Source organism: Microbacterium sp. 5K110, assembly GCF_005774735.1.
Taxonomy (GTDB): domain Bacteria; phylum Actinomycetota; class Actinomycetes; order Actinomycetales; family Microbacteriaceae; genus Microbacterium.
This window is the reverse complement of sequence record NZ_VBUM01000041.1, coordinates 14,712-30,381: the sequence shown is the minus strand read 5'-3', so window position 1 is coordinate 30,381 and position 15,670 is coordinate 14,712. Positions and strand designations below refer to the sequence as shown.

At 70.3% G+C, this 15,670-nt stretch carries 14 protein-coding genes and 1 pseudogene; 2 read left to right on the top strand and 13 right to left on the bottom strand.

Going from position 1 to position 15,670, the window contains the following annotated elements:
- Positions 1-37: 37 nt before the first annotated feature.
- The 8 genes from FE256_RS10680 to FE256_RS10645 all read right to left on the bottom strand — a co-directional run bounded on the left by FE256_RS10680 (position 38) and on the right by FE256_RS10645 (position 9,407).
- Positions 38-1,648 (bottom strand): GMC oxidoreductase, encoded by a 1,611-nt coding sequence (locus tag FE256_RS10680; protein WP_138175408.1) that lies wholly within the window; start codon positions 1,646-1,648, stop codon positions 38-40.
- Positions 1,641-3,155, bottom strand: a complete 1,515-nt coding sequence (locus FE256_RS10675) for an MFS transporter (RefSeq protein ID WP_138175406.1) — start codon at positions 3,153-3,155, stop codon at positions 1,641-1,643. Before FE256_RS10675 ends, FE256_RS10680 begins: the two co-directional genes overlap by 8 nt.
- A gap of 130 nt (positions 3,156-3,285) precedes the next feature.
- On the bottom strand, positions 3,286-4,278 hold the full coding sequence (locus FE256_RS10670; RefSeq protein WP_138175404.1) for a fumarylacetoacetate hydrolase family protein: 993 nt from the start codon (positions 4,276-4,278) through the stop codon (positions 3,286-3,288).
- A complete protein-coding gene (locus FE256_RS10665; RefSeq protein WP_138175402.1) occupies positions 4,275-5,285 on the bottom strand; it encodes an amidohydrolase family protein in 1,011 nt (336 codons plus the stop codon). Before FE256_RS10665 ends, FE256_RS10670 begins: the two co-directional genes overlap by 4 nt.
- The gene (locus FE256_RS10660; RefSeq protein WP_138175400.1) at positions 5,282-6,415 is read right to left on the bottom strand and encodes an FAD-dependent monooxygenase; all 1,134 of its coding nucleotides are present in this window, start codon (positions 6,413-6,415) and stop codon (positions 5,282-5,284) included. The genes FE256_RS10665 and FE256_RS10660 overlap by 4 nt, the downstream gene beginning before the upstream one ends.
- A 36-nt stretch (positions 6,416-6,451) precedes the next feature.
- Positions 6,452-7,444, bottom strand: a complete 993-nt coding sequence (locus tag FE256_RS10655) for a cyclase family protein (protein WP_138175398.1) — start codon at positions 7,442-7,444, stop codon at positions 6,452-6,454.
- Positions 7,441-8,388: a fumarylacetoacetate hydrolase family protein gene (locus tag FE256_RS10650; RefSeq protein ID WP_138175396.1), complete on the bottom strand. Its 948-nt coding sequence runs from the start codon at positions 8,386-8,388 to the stop codon at positions 7,441-7,443. The genes FE256_RS10655 and FE256_RS10650 overlap by 4 nt, the downstream gene beginning before the upstream one ends.
- Positions 8,389-8,390: 2 nt before the next feature.
- Positions 8,391-9,407: a VOC family protein gene (locus FE256_RS10645; protein WP_138175394.1), complete on the bottom strand. Its 1,017-nt coding sequence runs from the start codon at positions 9,405-9,407 to the stop codon at positions 8,391-8,393.
- Between the two features lie 216 nt (positions 9,408-9,623).
- On the opposite strand from FE256_RS10645, the gene FE256_RS10640 reads away from it, so the two are divergent.
- Entirely contained in the window at positions 9,624-10,898 is a 1,275-nt protein-coding gene (locus FE256_RS10640; protein ID WP_138175392.1) for an ROK family protein, read from the top strand.
- Positions 10,899-11,013: 115 nt separating this feature from the next.
- Positions 11,014-11,292 (top strand): annotated as a pseudogene (locus FE256_RS10635) (cytochrome P450); the annotation flags it as partial.
- Between the two features lie 12 nt (positions 11,293-11,304).
- On the opposite strand, the gene FE256_RS10630 reads toward FE256_RS10635, so the two are convergent.
- From FE256_RS10630 to FE256_RS10615, 5 genes are all read right to left on the bottom strand, one after another.
- On the bottom strand, positions 11,305-12,309 hold the full coding sequence (locus FE256_RS10630; protein ID WP_138175390.1) for a sugar phosphate isomerase/epimerase family protein: 1,005 nt from the start codon (positions 12,307-12,309) through the stop codon (positions 11,305-11,307).
- 11 nt (positions 12,310-12,320) lie between these two features.
- Complete coding sequence (locus FE256_RS10625; protein WP_252370978.1) at positions 12,321-13,508, bottom strand: Gfo/Idh/MocA family protein; 1,188 nt, start codon at positions 13,506-13,508, stop codon at positions 12,321-12,323.
- Complete coding sequence (locus tag FE256_RS18180) at positions 13,505-13,648, bottom strand: hypothetical protein (protein ID WP_171024294.1); 144 nt, start codon at positions 13,646-13,648, stop codon at positions 13,505-13,507. Before FE256_RS18180 ends, FE256_RS10625 begins: the two co-directional genes overlap by 4 nt.
- 66 nt (positions 13,649-13,714) lie before the next feature.
- Positions 13,715-14,551, bottom strand: coding sequence for a carbohydrate ABC transporter permease (locus FE256_RS10620; RefSeq protein ID WP_138175388.1), 837 nt, complete (start codon positions 14,549-14,551; stop codon positions 13,715-13,717).
- Positions 14,551-15,516, bottom strand: coding sequence for a carbohydrate ABC transporter permease (locus FE256_RS10615; RefSeq protein WP_138175386.1), 966 nt, complete (start codon positions 15,514-15,516; stop codon positions 14,551-14,553). Before FE256_RS10615 ends, FE256_RS10620 begins: the two co-directional genes overlap by 1 nt.
- Between the last annotated feature and the right edge of the window lie 154 nt (positions 15,517-15,670).

The following is a 15,670-nucleotide window of genomic DNA, read 5'->3' as shown; positions in this document are numbered from 1 at the left end:
CCGGTGGACCCGTCCGGCCTGCCCCCGTCCCTGCCCGTCAGGCCTTCGCCGGCTCCTCGTCCGCCGTGGCGGAGGAAGCATCCTCGCGCAGTTCTTCGGCGAGCCGGCGAGCGCCGCGCACGGCGATCGCCACGCTCATCAACGTCGGATTCATCGTGTTGGCCGTGGGGATGAGCCCATTGCCTCCGACGAGCAGGTTTTCGAAGCCCCACACGTGGGAGTGCGGGTCCGCGACCGATGTGGCCGGGTCGGTACCGGCGCGCATCGTGCCCATGTAGTGCAGGCTCGATCCGTTCGGCAGCAGCCGCGGCTCGGCGATGAACTCGCCGAGGGCGTTCCCAGCGCGACGCAGGCGTTCGGTCGCCTCCGCGATCTCGGCATCCTCCCGGTCGGTCAGCGCGTACTCGATCGTGAAGTTCGGCAGTCCGCGGTAGTCCCGCTCGTCGTCGCTGAAGGTGACACCGTCCTCGACGCGCGGAAACTTGCGCACGCCGAAGCCCATGTTCACGTACCCCCACCGGTTGCCCGAGGCCGGGTGTGCGGGATCGAGGGCGAACGGGGGATCCTCGGCGTACATGATCTGCGCCGAGTACGGGTGGTCCGGCTCCGAGAACGGGATGCGATTCACCGCCGCCACGGGGTCGGCCGGGTTCGTCGCCCGGCGCGCGAGCTCCTGCTGCAGCTCGTCGTCCGACACGAGGGCGCTCATGCGCTCGGCATCCAGGGCGACGGTGCTGATGACCACGTGGTGCTCGGTCAGGTAGCGGCCGAGCGGTGCGGGGCGAATGCCGGACGCCCACAGCAACTGGGGCGACCGGAACGCGTCGGCGGCGACGACCACGGCATCCGCGGCCACGACCGACTGCTGCCCCGTCCGCAGATCCTCGACGACGACCCCCGTCGCCCGGCGACCGTCGTGCTCGACGCGGCGCACGAGCGTGAGGTCGCGCAGCTCGAAGCGCGACGCGACCTCGCTGTCGGAGTCGAGGAGCGGCCCCAGCACGGTGTCCGCACCCGCCCAACGCATCGAGCCGTCGGGCTGCGGGTCACCCGCGACGGGAAGGGTGCTCACGCCGTACCCGTCGGGCAGCTCGGCCCCGAACTCCCGGTCGAGCAACGTCCGGATCGCCGCGCCGACCGGGGAGTCCGCGAACGCCGCGCTCTGCGCGTGCAGCAGCCCCTCGGCGGTGGTGATGAGGTCCTCCCACTCCTCGCCCGCGATGAAGTCGAGCTTCTCGCTGAACGCCGGGCGCGGGATCGCGCAGGTCCAGTGCGCTCCCTGACCGCCGACGTTCGTCGCCGCGGCCGCCGCCGGGAAGGTCGGGGCGTGCGCCGATCCCTCGCCGCCGAAGTCGAGCAGGTGCGTCCCCTGCCGCGCGGTGAACATGCCCTCGACGACGGTTCCGGCGGGGATGCCGAGCGAGGCGCGGAACTCCCCGGCCTGCGGCCCCTGCGAACGCTCGCGGGCACGGGCTTTCTCGTCGGCATCGACGATGTTGCGCACGCTCGCGCCGGCGGGATCGGTGACCTGCGGTCCCGCCTCGAACATCACGACGCGCGCCGCGGGGACGCTCTCGAGGATCACGCGGGCGTAGGCGGCGCCGATCGGGCCACTGCCCACGACGACGACGGTGGGGGTGTCAGACATGTTCTCTCCTTCGAGGTCGGACGGATTCAGGGGTCGAGACGGGGGCGGATACGGGCATCTCGTCCGAGAGCCGCCCCGCGGGCAGGAGAAGGGCGATCACGAAGCCACACGCGTACACCGCCGCCAGGCCGAGGAACACCGGCGCGAACACGTCGTGGTAGGCGACCGCGATCTCGCCCTGCACCGCGGGAGTCGCCGCGCGGGCGGCCGCGGGCGTCAGGGTGGTGGCATCCAGCCCGGCAGGGAGCGCGGCAGCCACGCCGAACCCGACGATCCCGCCGATGACCGCGGTGCCCACCGCGGAGCCGATCTGGCGCACGAGGTTCGTCGTCGCCGTCACCGCGCCGAGGTCCTCTCGGGAGGCTGCGCTCTGGACGACGGCGAAGATGATGTTCATGAAGGAGCCGGTGCCGACACCCACGACGGCCATGACCGCCATCGGGACCCACAGCGGCATCTCGGCCGGAAGCGCCGCCATCGTCGCCAGACCCGCCGCCGCCATCCCCGTGCCGAGCACGGGGTACAGGCGGTAGCGCCCCGAGCGGCTCACGAGCCACCCCGTGAGCAGGTTGCTCACGAGCATGCCGAGCACCGTCGCGATCGGCACGAGCCCCGAGACCGTCGCGCTCGTGCGGTACGCCATCTGCACGTAGGTGGGCACGTACGCAACGATCGCGAACAGCCCCGTGCCGATGATCAGCGACAGGCCGAGGCACGCGAGGACCGTGGGGTTGCGGAACAGCCTCGGCGGCAGGATCGGCGCCGCCGCGCGCCGCTCGATCACGACGAGGGCCAGGATGCCGATGACCGCCACCGCCGCGCACGCGAGCGCGGCCGACCGCAGGACCTCGTCGCCGACCCAGGTCACGGCCAGCACCAGGGCGACCAGAGCACCCGTGAACACGAGCGAGCCGGGAACGTCGAACCGCGGGTGCGCGCCGCCGGGCAGGCGAGGAAGAGCCACGAGCGCCAGGGCGAGGGCCGCGAGACCGAGGGGGACGTTGATCCAGAAGACCCACGACCAGCCCCAGAAGTCGGTGATGAGCCCGCCCACGACGGGTCCGACGACGATCGCCACGGGGAACGCGGTTCCGATGATCGCCATGTATCGGGGACGCTGACGGGGGCTCGTGACGCGGGCGATGATCGTCTGCGACATGAGCTGGAGGCCCGCGGAGCCGAGGCCCTGGATCACGCGGGCGGCGATGAGCCAGCCGAGGTCGGGGGCGAAGCCGCACGCCAGCGAGGCGACGAGGAAGAGACCGAGCGACACGACGAAGACGCGGCGGGGGCCGACGACGTCGCCGAGCTTTCCGAGCACGGGCAGCATCACGGTGGCGGCGAGGGTGTAGCCGACCATGATCCAGCTCATGTGCTCGAGCGCGCCGAGATCACCGGCGATCGTGGCGAGCGACGTCGACACCACCGTGTGGTCGAGGGCGCCGAGGAACGACACCGCGAGAAGAGCGACGACCAGGATGCGGACGCGCGCAGGGGAGAGAGTCATACGCGGGGCGCCCGTACGACCGGGCGATCGACGCGACCGTATGTGCCGCTCCGGCTCCCTCACCGGGCGAACGGACCCGCGGGCCCCGACGTCGCGCCCAGCATACGCCGACTTTTGTCTTATTTCAACATTAGTGCGCGGTGTGCGCTTCGGCCCGGAACCGTGCCCGCGACCGTTCCCGCGCCCGAGACACCGCCGGTGCGGCGACCCGCTCCCCCACGACGTTGACGATCTCGCCGACGCCCTCGATGACCATGCGCACCTCGTCGCCGGGCTCCAGCGGACGCGGGTCGAGGCCGCCGCGGCGGCCCCACAGTTCCCCGAGGCACCCGCCGTTGCCGACGGTCCCCGAGCCGAGCACGTCGCCCGGCACCACCACGGAGTTCCGCGCGGCGTACGCCACCAGCTCGGGGAACGGCCAGCCCATGTTGGACACGAGGTCGTGCCCGATGAGCTCGCCGTTGACGAACAGCTCGGCGCGCACCGCGAGGAACCCGTCGGCATCCACGAACGGCTCGAGCTCGTCGGCCGTGACGATCCACGGCCCGAGCGTCATCGCGAAGTCCTTGCCCTTCGCCGGTCCCAGCCGCACCTTCATCTCACGCGACTGCAGGTCACGTGCCGACCAGTCGTTCATCACGGTGTACCCGAAGATGTGGGCCGCGGCCGAGGCGGCATCCAGGTTCTCGCCCTCGGAACCGGGCACGCCGCCGATCACCGCCGCGAGTTCGAGCTCGACGTCGAGCCGCTGCGTCTCGGGGATCGCGACCACATCGCCCGTCGCGCGCACGGTGTGCGGGTTGGTGAAGTAGAACGTCGGGGCCTCGTACCACTCGGGCACGACCTCGCTCTTGCCGTCGACCGACGCGCTCACGCCCTCGACGTGCTCTTCGAACGCGACGAAGTCACGGATCGAGGCCGGTACGAGCGGGGCGAGGAGGCGGACGTCGGCGAGGGGGCGGGCCGCCCCGACCTCCCGCCGTTCGTACAGCACCGAAGCCGCCGAGAGACCCTGCGCGAGCACCTCCGCCACCCGCAGCCCGTCGGGGAACGGGATCACCGAATCCCCGTCGACGAACCCCTCACCGATGTCGGCACCGTCGACCCACCGGGCGATCCTCACGCGCGCACCCGCGTGCGCAGCAACGCCTCGGCGTTGGCCCCGAGGATCGCCGCGACGTCGGCCTCGGCCAGCCCCGATCCGCGCACGAAGGCGGCCGGGTCGTCGAGCCCCATGTCGAACGGGAAGTCACTGCCCAACAGCACCCGATCGGCCCCGACGGCCTCGACGAGCCAGCGCAGCGCCCGCTCGTCGTGGACCACGGTGTCGAACCACAGCTTCGACAGGTACGTCGAGGGGGCCTCGGCGCACGCGTGCGCTTCGGGCCGCACCCGCCACGCGCGGTCGGAACGCCCGATCGCCGTGGGCAGGTACCCGCCGCCGTGCGCCGCGACCAGGCGCAGCTCCGGATGCCGATCGAGCACGCCCGCGAAGATGAGGTGCGACAGCGCCACGGCGTTCTCGACGGGCTGCCCGACCGTGTTGGAGAGGTAGAACCGGTCCAGTCGCTCGTCGAGCGAGCAGCCGAACGGGTGCAGGAACACCAAGGCGCGCAGCTCGGCGGCGCGGGCCCAGAACGGCTCCAGGCGCTCGTCGCTGAGCTCGACATCGCCGGCGAACGACGAGATCTCGACTCCGGCGAGCCCGCGACCGAGCACCGCGTCGTCGAGCGCGTCGACGGCGAGGTGGGGATGCTGCAGCGGCACCACCCCGAGACCCACCAGCCGATCCGGCGCCTGAGCGACGTGCGCGGCGATGAGACGGTTCGCCTCGCTCGACGCCCACGTGGCGAGCCCCTCGCCGGCCCACGGGTAGAAGTGGTTCGGCGACGGACTGACCCACTGCCGGCCCACCCCTTGCGCATCCATGGCGGCGAGGCGCGCGGTGATGTCGGTCAACCGCGGGAAACGTTCGCCGATCATGCGGCCCGAGGCCTGAAGGCTGGCGAGACCGTTCCGACGCAACTCGAGATCGGCCGCGGCCTGCACCTCGTCGGGCACGCGCCGCTCGACCTCGGCGTGCAGCCCCGGCATCAGCAGGTGGGCGTGGACATCGACGACCTCGCTCACGCGCGGGCCGCCGTGAGCTGTGCGACGCGGAACATCAGTCCGCCCATGTCGGCGTCGCGGGCGCCGTCGAGCTGCCACTGCCCGAGCTGGACCGAGGCGTCGACGATGGCGCTCGCCCGCGCGACGCGGCGGTCGTGGAACTCGTCCCAGAGCGCCGAGTCCACGGCATCCCGGTTCACAAGCAGCTCGGTGAGGACGGCGGCATCCTCGAGCCCCTGGGCCGCGCCCTGGGCGATCGTGGGCGGGCAGCTGTGCGCCGCATCGCCGATGACGACGGCGCGGCCGCGGTTCCACGGCGCGTCCACGAGGTGCCGCGTGAACCACGTGTAGTTCGCGTCGGCGCCGGCCTCGATGTCGGCGCGGATGGAGTTCCACGGTCCGTCGTACGCGCGCGACTGCTCGACCATGATGCGGCGGGCGTCTTCGGCCGAGACACCCGAGCGATCCTCGGACTTCTCGACCAGGAACGCGTACATCGTGTCGTCGCCCGTGGGGGTGTAGCCGGCGATGTACATCGGGCCGCCGTAGTACAGCTCGCTGCGGTCGACATCGGCGGGGAGCGAGACGAACGTGCGCCAGATGCCCATCCCGGTCTGTTCGGGCACCACCCGGATGCCGATGAGCTCGCGCACCGTGGAGTGCAGGCCGTCCGCGCCGATGAGGAGGTCGAACACACCCGCCGACTCCCCGTCGACGATCAGCTCGACGCCCGCGTCGCTCTGCTCGACACCGGTCACCCGACGCCCGAAGTGCACGCGTGCGCCGTTCTTCTCGGCGGCGGCGAGGAGGATCCGCGCCAGGTCGGGGCGCGACATGCCCATGGTCGAGGGGTAGTCGGGTCCGCCCGTCTTCAGGTCGGGGAGGGCGGCGACCACGGGCGCACCGGGCCCGGGCGCGCGCAGGTTGAGACCCTCGAACGCCTTCCCGGCGGCCGCGACCTCGTCCCACACGCCGAGCTCGTCGAAGACGCGCAGCGCGTTGCCCTGCAGGGTGATGCCCGAACCGCGGGTGGGCAGCGACGGTTGGGCGTCGAAGACGTCGACGTCGACTCCGGCCCGGGCGAGGAAGATGGCGGATGCCAGGCCGGCGACGCCGGCGCCGGCGATGGCGACTCGTTGAACGGCGGTCATGTCAGAACCTCTCTGTTCTTTCGACGGGGATCAGGTTTACAGCAGGGCGACGGGATTCACTGGTGATCCCACGGCGCCGGTGATCGGGAGGGGCGGCGCCGAGACGAGGAACTCCCAGCGTCCCGCAGACGCGCACGCTTCGGCCAGCGCGTCGAGGTTCCACATCTCGCCGATCGTGAGTCCGATGTTCGGGATGACGACCTGGTGCAGCGGTTGGAAGGCGGGAACGTCGAACTCGTTCGGCCGCACCTCGAAGCCCCACGTGTCGGTCGCGATCGTGGCGATCTCGGTGCGGTGCAGCCACCCCGCCGTGGTCAGCGACAGTCCCGGCGCGGGGCCGCCGGCGTAGTCGCCCCACCCCTCCCGCTGCACGCGCGTGAACTGTCCGGTGCGCACGAGCACGATGTCGCCGCGCCCGACCGCGACGCCCTGTGCCGCGGCGCACGCGTCGAGGTCGGCGGCGGTGATGGCGTAGCCGTCGGCGAGCTCGGTCGTGTCGGGGGCGAGGTGCCGACCGAGGTCGAGCAGCACTCCGCGCGAGACGATGACGTCGGCGGCGTGCTCGATCCCGGTGACGAGGTCGCCGTCGCTCGTGACGACGTCACCCGCCCGGCGCCCGTTCCAGGCGAAGCCGTGGTCGAAGATGTGGCCGAGACCGTCCCACTGCGTCGAGCACTGCAGGGGCATCGCGATGACGTCGTCGGCGCCACCGATGCCGTGCGGGAAGCCCTGGTTGCCGCGCTCGGCATCCGTCCCCGTGTCGGTCATCGTGTGCACGGGGTTGGTGCGTCGGCGCCAGCCCTTCTGCGGACCGTCGGTGTCGAAGCGCTGCGAGAGCGAGATCGAGACCCCCTCGCGCACGAGCGCGGCAGCCGCGCGACGCTTCTCGGCGTCGATGAAGTTGAGCGTGCCCAGGACATCGTCCTGCCCCCACCGCCCCCAATTCCGGTAGGCCTCGGCGCGCGCCGCGATCTCGGCCTCGGGGTTCTGGCGGTCGAGGTCGCGGGGGTCTTCCGAGAGCGCGCTCACTCCGCCGCCTCCGCGACGCAGCGCACCGTCTGCGTTCCGAGCGCCCCGATCGTCCCGGTCATGACGTCGCCGTCGCGCAGGAACCTCTTCCAGTGCTGGCCGTTGCCGGCCGGGCTGCCGGTCAGCAGCAGGTCGCCGGGGAGCAACGGGTGGGTCTGGGATGCCGCCGACACCAGCGCGGGCACGTCGAAGAGCAGATCGGAGGTGGTGGCATCCTGCATCACCTGACCGTTGAGCTCGAGTCGCACGGGGGTGTCCGCGGGGTCGACGAACCGCGCCGGCACGAGGAGCGGCCCCGTCGGCAGGAACCCGGGAGCGTTCTTGGCGCGGTACCAGTCGGTGCCGATCTCCTTCATGTCCGTGCGGAACACGAGATCGCGCGTGGTGATGTCGTTGACGATCGTGTACCCGGCGACGTGGTCGAGCGCGTCCTCCCGCGAGACGCGGAACGCCTCACGACCGATCACGACGGCGAGCTCGAGCTCCCAGTCGTGCACCTCGCTGTACGCCGGCAGGATGAGCGGGACGTCGTCGCCGACGACGCACGCGGGAAGACCGACGAAGAAGTACGGCTCGCCGCTGCGGGCGCGCTCGTCCATCATGTCGGCGGCGAACGCGCGCGCCTCCTCGGGCGTGCGGTCGGTGTTCTGCGTCAGCCCCGCGGCCACGAGCTCGATGACGTGCTGCCGGTAGTTGGCTCCCGTCTGCAGCACCTGCCGCGGCTCGACGGGCGCAGTGAGAGTGACTTCCGAGAGCGGATGCCACTCCCCCGGCGCCTCGATCAGGGCTTCCAGCCGATCCCAGTCGGGGTCGGCGAGGAAGACGTTCAGCCCGCCCCCGAGCTCGCCGTCGGAGAGCGCGCGGATGCGGTCGCCGGCCACGAGACCGATGCGCACGGCATCCCCGTCCCGGAATCTCGCCAGGGCGAAGGGGGCGGTCGTCATCGTCAGCCCCGACCCTGGACGGCGTACGGGTTGAGCAGCGCGTCCTTGATCTCGTCGGGCACGCCCTCTTCGGTGGCGCTGGGGCCGTCGGCCGGCGGGAACGACTCGGTCATCGACATCGGCATGGCGCCGTTGCGGTACATGTTGTTCGACCCGAGCGACGGCTTCCAGGTGTTCGCCTCCCAGTCGGGGACGTAGTTGCGGTAGCCGCCGGTGTTCAGCTCGATGCGCAGCGTCGACGGTTCGCGGTAGTAGAGGAAGGTCTGCTCGCCGATGCCGTGGATGTTCGGGCCGTACTCGATCGGGATGCCGTTCTCCATCAGGGTGTCGGCGGCGATGAGGAGCTCTTCGCGGGTGTCGACCCAGAACGCGTAGTGGTTGATGCGACCGGCGCGCGTGGAGCCGTCGAGCACGACGCCGAGGTCGTGCGACTTCTCGTTGGTCGTGAGCACCGAGAACACCGAGATCGGCGCCTCGTCGAGCACGGTGCGGGCCATGAAGCGGAAGCCGAGCGTGTCGACGTACCACTGCACGAACGCGTCGACGTCGCTCGTGGCGACGGTGACGTGATCGAGCTGACGCGGCGCCCCGGCGACGGAGCTGCGCTTCTCGGGGCGGTCGGGGAAGATCGACGCGGTGTGCGGCTCGGCGCCGTGGCGCTCGACGTCCCAGTGCAGCGTCATGTTGTGACCGAACGGCCCGGTGAAGCGATAGGCGCGTCCGATGCCGCGGCCCTCGAACCACTCGCCCTGGATGCCGGTGGCCTCGACGCGCTTCGCGGCCTCTTCGAGGGCTTCGGCCGACGAGGTGCGCCAGGCCATGGTCTCGAGGGCCGGCTCGTCGCCGCGGACCACGACGACGGAGTAGGCGTAGTAGTCGCCCCAGCAGCGCAGGTAGACACGGTCGTCCTCGCGCGCGACCTCGGTCAGGCCCACCTGTGTGACATAGAAGTCCACCGAGGCATCGACGTCGGGCGTCGTGATCGCGACGTAAGACAGGTGCGAGAGAAGCTTGATCATCTTCGATCCTTTCGGGGAATCGGGCCGTTCCGACTCCTCTTCCACTATCCGACCGAAGTCGGTATCAGGGAAGCCGATCCCGTGGATGCCGAGTATCGATTCAATTGATGAAGACCCGCCCGCACTTCAGTATGAATCATGCGGAAGTGCGAGGTTAGTGAACAATAGCGGCCTCGAAACTCGGGGTCGAGGCACGGGCTTATGTGAAGATCGAGCATGGCCAACGACTCCACCCTTCGATTCGGGGCTCAGACCGACGAGGTGACCAGCCTGCTCCGGATCGTCAACATGGTCCGCCTCGGCGAGGCGGTCACCCGGCCCGAGATCGGCCGCGTGACCGGCCTCGGGCGCGGCGTCGTGACTCAGCGGGTCGATCGGGCCATCGAGATGGGCTTTCTCGAAGACGCCGAGTACGCCCCGTCCTCCGGGGGGCGAGCACCTCGCACTCTGCGTTTCCGCGCCGAGCGCGGTCGGATCGTGGTGTGCGCGCTCGGCGGCCTCCACATTCACGTCGGCGTCACCGACCTCGACGGCGAGATCCTCGCCGAGGCTCACCGGGAGTGGGACATCGCCCGGGGCCCCGAGTCGACGCTCGCGACCGCGACCGCGATGGTCGACGACCTGCTCGCCACCGGCGGGGACCCGTCGGTCTGGGCGATCGTGGTGGGCCTGCCCGGCCCCGTCGACTTCGAAACCGGACGGCCGGTGGCGCCGCCCATCATGCCCGGGTGGAACAACTACGACGTGCGTTCGCACTTCGAGCAGCGGTACGACGCGCCCGTGTGGGTCGACAACGACGTCAACCTGCTCGCGGCGGGAGAGCGTGCGCGGCGCCGCGACGACCACCCCGACCTCATCTATTGCAAGGTGGGCACGGGCATCGGCGCCGGACTGGTCTCGCACGGTCGCCTGCACCGCGGGGCCAACGGCGCCGCCGGCGACGTGGGCCACGTCCGCGTCCCGGGCGCGCAGCAACAGTGCCGGTGCGGAAAGACCGGATGCCTCGAGGCCGTGGCCGGCGGGTGGGCGCTCGTGCGCGATGCCCACGACGCCGTGGCCTCCGGCGACACCGGGGCGATCGCCGACATGCTCGCCACGGGCGACACACTCACTCCCGAACACATCTCCATCGCCGCCGACCGCGGCGACGCGCTCGCGATCTCGCTCGTGCGGTCCTCGGCGCGGCAGGTGGGCGAGGCGATAGCGACGTTGGTGAACATGTTCAACCCCGGCGTCATCGTCGTCGGAGGCGCGGTCGCGGCGGCCGGCGAGCTGTTCCTGGCCGAGGTGCGGCACCGTGTCTACGAACTCTCGCTGCCCCTGGCCACGCGCGACCTGTCGATCGTGATGAGCGTCAACGATGCCCGGGAGCCGGTGCGCGGAGGAGTGGACCTGGCCCGCGAGCAGCTGTTCGAGGTCGTCTTCCCCCGCTGGTTCGCGGTTGGGCGGCCGACCCTGGCGGCGATCCGCGGCACGACGGCATCGTCCTGATCCGAGTTCCTCCTCTTCTCGACATCCGCCACCCGGCACCCGGCACCCGGCCGCACCTCGACTACCACACCCACTCCGCCACCGCCGCCCCCTCGGAGTCCCCTCCCGTCCGTGGTTCGACCCCGAGCGCTTCCGCGGCGTCGATGACTACGAAGCACTCGCCGCGTTCGTCCCGCACGGCGGTGCCGACGTGGCCACCGGCCACCGCTGCCCCGGCGAGAAGCTCGCCATCGCCGGCCTCGCCGCCGCGATCGCGACCCTCAGCGACCCCCGCATCCGCATCAGCGGCCGCGGGCTCGGGGTGAACCGGCGACGGATGCCGACCAAGCCCCGTTCCGGTGGGCGCGTGCGCCGCGCGGACGCACCGTCGAGCTGCCCCTTCCACCGGGGCTGAGGCCCGGCGGCGTCAGCCCTTCGTCGAGAACGCCGCGTCGAAGAGCTGGTGCGGCGGGGTGATCTCGCCGAGCTTGCGCACGAAGGCCAGAGCCTCGGGCCCGCCGACGAGGCGGTCCATGCCGGCGTCCTCCCACTCCACGCTCGTCGGACCGTCGTAGCCGATCGCGTTGAGCGCCCGGAACAGCGGCTCCCAGGGCACGGCGCCGTGACCGGTCGAGACGAACGTCCATCCGCGGCGGGGGTTGTCCCACGGCAGGTGAGAGCCGAGCACGCCGTTGCGGCCGTCGAGGTTGGTCGTGGACTCCTTGCAGTGCACGTGGAAGATGTGGTCCGCGTAGTCCAGGACGAACGCCACCGAGTCCAGCTGCTGCCAGACGAAGTGCGACGGGTCGAAGTTGAACCCGAAGCTCGGGCGGTGCCCGATCGCCTCGAGGGTCTTCTTCGCCGTCCAGTAGTCGTAGGCGATCTCGGAGGGGTGCACCTCGAGCGCGAAGCGCACGCCCACCTCGTCGAAGACGTCGAGGATCGGGTTCCACCGGTCGGCGAAGTCCCGGTACCCGGCCTCGATCATCGCCTCCGAGGCGGGCGGGAACATCGCGACGTACTTCCAGATGCTCGACCCGGTGAACCCGGTGACCGTCGTCACGCCGAGCTTCGCGGCGAACCGCGCGGTGTTCCTGAGGTCTTCGGCCGCGCGCTGCCGCACGCCCTCCGCATCCCCGTCGCCCCACACCCGCGCGGGCAGGATGTCGTGGTGCCGCTCGTCGATGGGGTCGTCGCACACGGCCTGCCCGACGAGGTGGTTCGCGATCGTCCACACCTTCAGACCGTGGCGCTCGAGGATGTCGAGCCGCGACTGCACGTAGGCGGCGTCGTCCCAGCGGGACACGTCGATGTGGTCGCCCCAGCAGGCGATCTCGAGGCCGTCGTAGCCCCACTCGCCCGCGAGGCGCGCGACCTCTTCGAACGGCAGGTCGGCCCACTGGCCGGTGAACAGGGTGATCGGGCGTGCCATGACGAGACCTTTCACGCAGGAAGGGAGGATGTGACGATCGTCCACGCGGACTCGCGTGCCGAACTGCGCTCGACCGCGTCGAGCACCCGCTGCACGGCGAGGCCCTCCGCGAACGAGGGGTGCGGGTCGGTGCCGCCGTCGATCGCGCCGACGAGGTCGACCACCTGATGGGTGAAGCCGTGCTCGTAGCCGAGCAGGTGACCGGCGGGCCACCACGCCGACACGTACGGGTGCACGGGCTCGGTGACGAGGATCTGCGTGAACCCCTGGCGTCCCTCGGGAGCCGTGCGGTCGTAGAACCGCAGGCTGTTGAGGTCCTCGAGGTCGAAGGCCAGCGCTCCGCGGTCGCCCGACACTTCGATCGTGAGGGCGTTCTTGCGGCCCGTGGCGAAGCGCGTCGCCTCGAACGAGGCCAGCGCGCCGTTCGACAGTCGTCCGGTGAAGATCGCGGCGTCGTCGACCGTGACGTCGCCGACCCTCTTGCCGGCCGACCCCGACAGTCCCGACCCGGCGGCCTGCAACGGCCGCTGCTTCACGATCGTCTCGAGGGTGCCGGTGACGCTCTCGATGCCCAGGCCCGTCACGAACCGGGTCATGTCGATGATGTGCGCACCGATGTCGCCGAGAGCCCCCGATCCGGCGTGCTCCTTCTGCAGGCGCCAGGCGAGCGGCATCCCGGGGTCGACGAGCCAGTCCTGCCGGTACGCCGCGCGCACCTGCTGCACGGCGCCGACCGCGCCCTCGGCGATCATGTCGCGCATCAGGGTCACCGCCGGCACGCGGCGGTACGTGAACCCCACCATCGACCGGATGCCACGTGCCCGCGCCCGCTCCGCCGCCTCGGCCATCGCCTCGGCCTCGGCCACGGTGTTCGCCAACGGCTTCTCACACAACACGTGCTTGCCCGCCTCGAGCGCGGCGATCGCGATCTCCGCGTGCGAATCGCCCGGGGTGACGATGTCGACGACGTCGATGTCGTCGCGCGCGATCACCTCGCGCCACTCGGTGGACGACTCCGCCCACCCCCATTTCATGGCGGCGGATGCCACGGCATCCGCGTTCCGGCCCACCACGACGGTCATCTCTAGCGCGCGCGGGAGGTCGAACACGCGGGGCGCTTGGCGCCAGCCGACCGAGTGGGCGGCCCCCATGAAGCCGTAGCCGATCATGGCGACGCGGAGCGGCCGGGCAGTGGTCATGCCAGCACCGGCTCGCGCTCGACCCCAACACGGGCGAGCCCATCGTCGGTGCGGCGGACGTCCTTCTCGGGGAGGAGCGAGTCATGGCCCCACGCGGCCTCGGTGAAGAGCAGGTCGAGGTTCGGAGCGAGCTGGTACATGGTGTCCTTTCGACGCGGCGCGACGGTCGACGGATGCCGGATCTCCTGGCATCCGCGGGGCGGGTCTCACCCCTTGAGGCCGCCCGCGAAGCCCTGGATGAAGCGCTTCTGAGCGAACATGTAGAACACGAGGATCGGGATCATCGAGATGATCACGACGGCGAAAATCTTGTTCCAGGCCGAGACCAATCCGCCGACGTAGGTGTACATCGCGACCGGTAGCGTCTGCGTCGTCGAGCCGCCGAGGAAGATCAGCGAATTGAAGAAGTCGTTCCAGACGATGAGGCCTGCCAGGATCGCCACGGTTCCGGTCGCCGGGGCCATGAGCGGCAGGACGACCCGGAAGAACGCCTGCGTGGGTGAGGCGCCGTCGATCACCGCCGCCTCTTCGTACTCGGTCGAGAGTCCGCGGAAGAAGCTCGCGTACAGGAAGACCGACAGCGGCATCAGGATGCCGATCCACAACACGATCATGCCGACGGCGTTGCCGGTCAGCCCGACCGAGCGCGCCCCGATGTACAGCGGCACCGTACCGAGCTGCGCGGGCAGGATGATCGCGATGAGCACCAGGTAGTACGTGATGGTCGTCCACCTTCGCGTCCGGCGGGCGATGACGTAGGCGGCCACCGAGCCGAACAGCACGAGACCGAGAATCGACCCGGCAGTGATCACGACGCTGTTGAGGATGCTCATCGGGATGCTGTTGCGACCGGTCGAGGTCAGCACCGCGACGAAGGCGCTGACGTCGATGCCGCTCGGCGGGGCGACGGCGCTCGTGGTGAGAGCTTCCTGGTCGCTCTTCAGCGACGTGGAGACGAGGATGTACAACGGCAGCAGCCCGATGAGTGTGATGACCCAGACGAGCGCCTCGCGGACGGCGGTGAGTTTGGTGTAGCGGAACATCACGAGACCTTCCCGACCGTGCGGTCACGGGTGGCGTACTGCTGGGCGATCGCGAAGACCAGGATGATGACGGTGAGCACGAGCGCGAGCGCGGAACCGAAACCGAATTGCCCGAGTGAGAAGGCGTTCTTGTACACCTCGGTGGCGAGCGTCTCGGTGGCCCCGGCCGGACCGCCGCCCGTGAGGGCGAGGATCTGATCGAAGATGCGCAGGCCCTGGATCAGCCCGAGGGTGGTCGCGATCGCGATCGAGGGGCGGATGGCCGGGACGACGACGTGCCAGAATCGGCCCCACACACCGGCGCCGTCGAGGGCAGCGGCTTCCTCCACCTCGATCGGGACCGACGCGAGCCCCGCCAGGTAGATGACCATGGTGAAGCCGGTCTGCTGCCAGACGACGGTGATGAGGATCGCCCAGATCGACCACGTGGGATCGGCGAGCCACGTCTTCTGTAGCGACTCGAGCCCCAGCGCACCGAGCATCCCGTTCAGCGGGCCGTTGAACTGGAAGATGAACTTCCATACGTAGGCGACCGCGAGCGGACTGAGCACGACCGGCATGAACAACAGCGTGCGCAGGATGTAGCGCGTCTTCAGCGTGCGGTTGATGGCCAGGGCGAACATCAGGCCCAGCACGTTCGTGAGGACGACCGACCCGAAAGCGAGGAACAGCGTGTTCCCGACAGCGCCGAGCAGCCGCGGCTCCGCGAAGATCCGGGCGAAGTTGTCGAAGCCGGTGATCTGGAACGAGCCGAGACCCGTCCAGTTCGTGAAAGCGAAGAAGCCGCCGGTGAGGGTGGCGGCGTAGTGCACGCCGAGCACGAGGACAATCGCGGGGAGCGCCCACCACCACTGGCCGTAGCTGATGAGGGGCCTGCCCCCGCGTGCCGGCCGCTGAGACGTCCGACGCGCAGAGGGAGGCACGGTGAGCGTCCGCGTGGTGTCCTGTTCGATGGTCACTGTCATGTGCTCTCTGACTTCTTCGTCATTGCGCTGCGTTGCTTTGAGCGCCCGATCCTTCGACTATTGCACCCTTGTGTCGAAAAGACACATTAGTGGGATGGATGGACCGCATAAGGAGGTGGATCCTCCTTCTCCCCGCCGTCGATGCGAGGATTCG

Coding starts and splice junctions, on each gene's coding strand:
- FE256_RS10620 (WP_138175388.1), bottom strand. CDS start 14,551: ATGTTCCGCTACACCAAACTCACCGCCGTCCGCGAGGCGCTCGTCTGG.
- FE256_RS10680 (WP_138175408.1), bottom strand. CDS start 1,648: ATGTCTGACACCCCCACCGTCGTCGTCGTGGGCAGTGGCCCGATCGGC.
- FE256_RS18180 (WP_171024294.1), bottom strand. CDS start 13,648: ATGTACCAGCTCGCTCCGAACCTCGACCTGCTCTTCACCGAGGCCGCG.
- FE256_RS10630 (WP_138175390.1), bottom strand. CDS start 12,309: ATGGCACGCCCGATCACCCTGTTCACCGGCCAGTGGGCCGACCTGCCG.
- FE256_RS10650 (WP_138175396.1), bottom strand. CDS start 8,388: ATGACGACCGCCCCCTTCGCCCTGGCGAGATTCCGGGACGGGGATGCC.
- FE256_RS10675 (WP_138175406.1), bottom strand. CDS start 3,155: ATGACTCTCTCCCCTGCGCGCGTCCGCATCCTGGTCGTCGCTCTTCTC.
- FE256_RS10660 (WP_138175400.1), bottom strand. CDS start 6,415: ATGACCGCCGTTCAACGAGTCGCCATCGCCGGCGCCGGCGTCGCCGGC.
- FE256_RS10645 (WP_138175394.1), bottom strand. CDS start 9,407: ATGATCAAGCTTCTCTCGCACCTGTCTTACGTCGCGATCACGACGCCC.
- FE256_RS10615 (WP_138175386.1), bottom strand. CDS start 15,516: ATGACAGTGACCATCGAACAGGACACCACGCGGACGCTCACCGTGCCT.
- FE256_RS10640 (WP_138175392.1), top strand. CDS start 9,624: ATGGCCAACGACTCCACCCTTCGATTCGGGGCTCAGACCGACGAGGTG.
- FE256_RS10625 (WP_252370978.1), bottom strand. CDS start 13,508: ATGACCACTGCCCGGCCGCTCCGCGTCGCCATGATCGGCTACGGCTTC.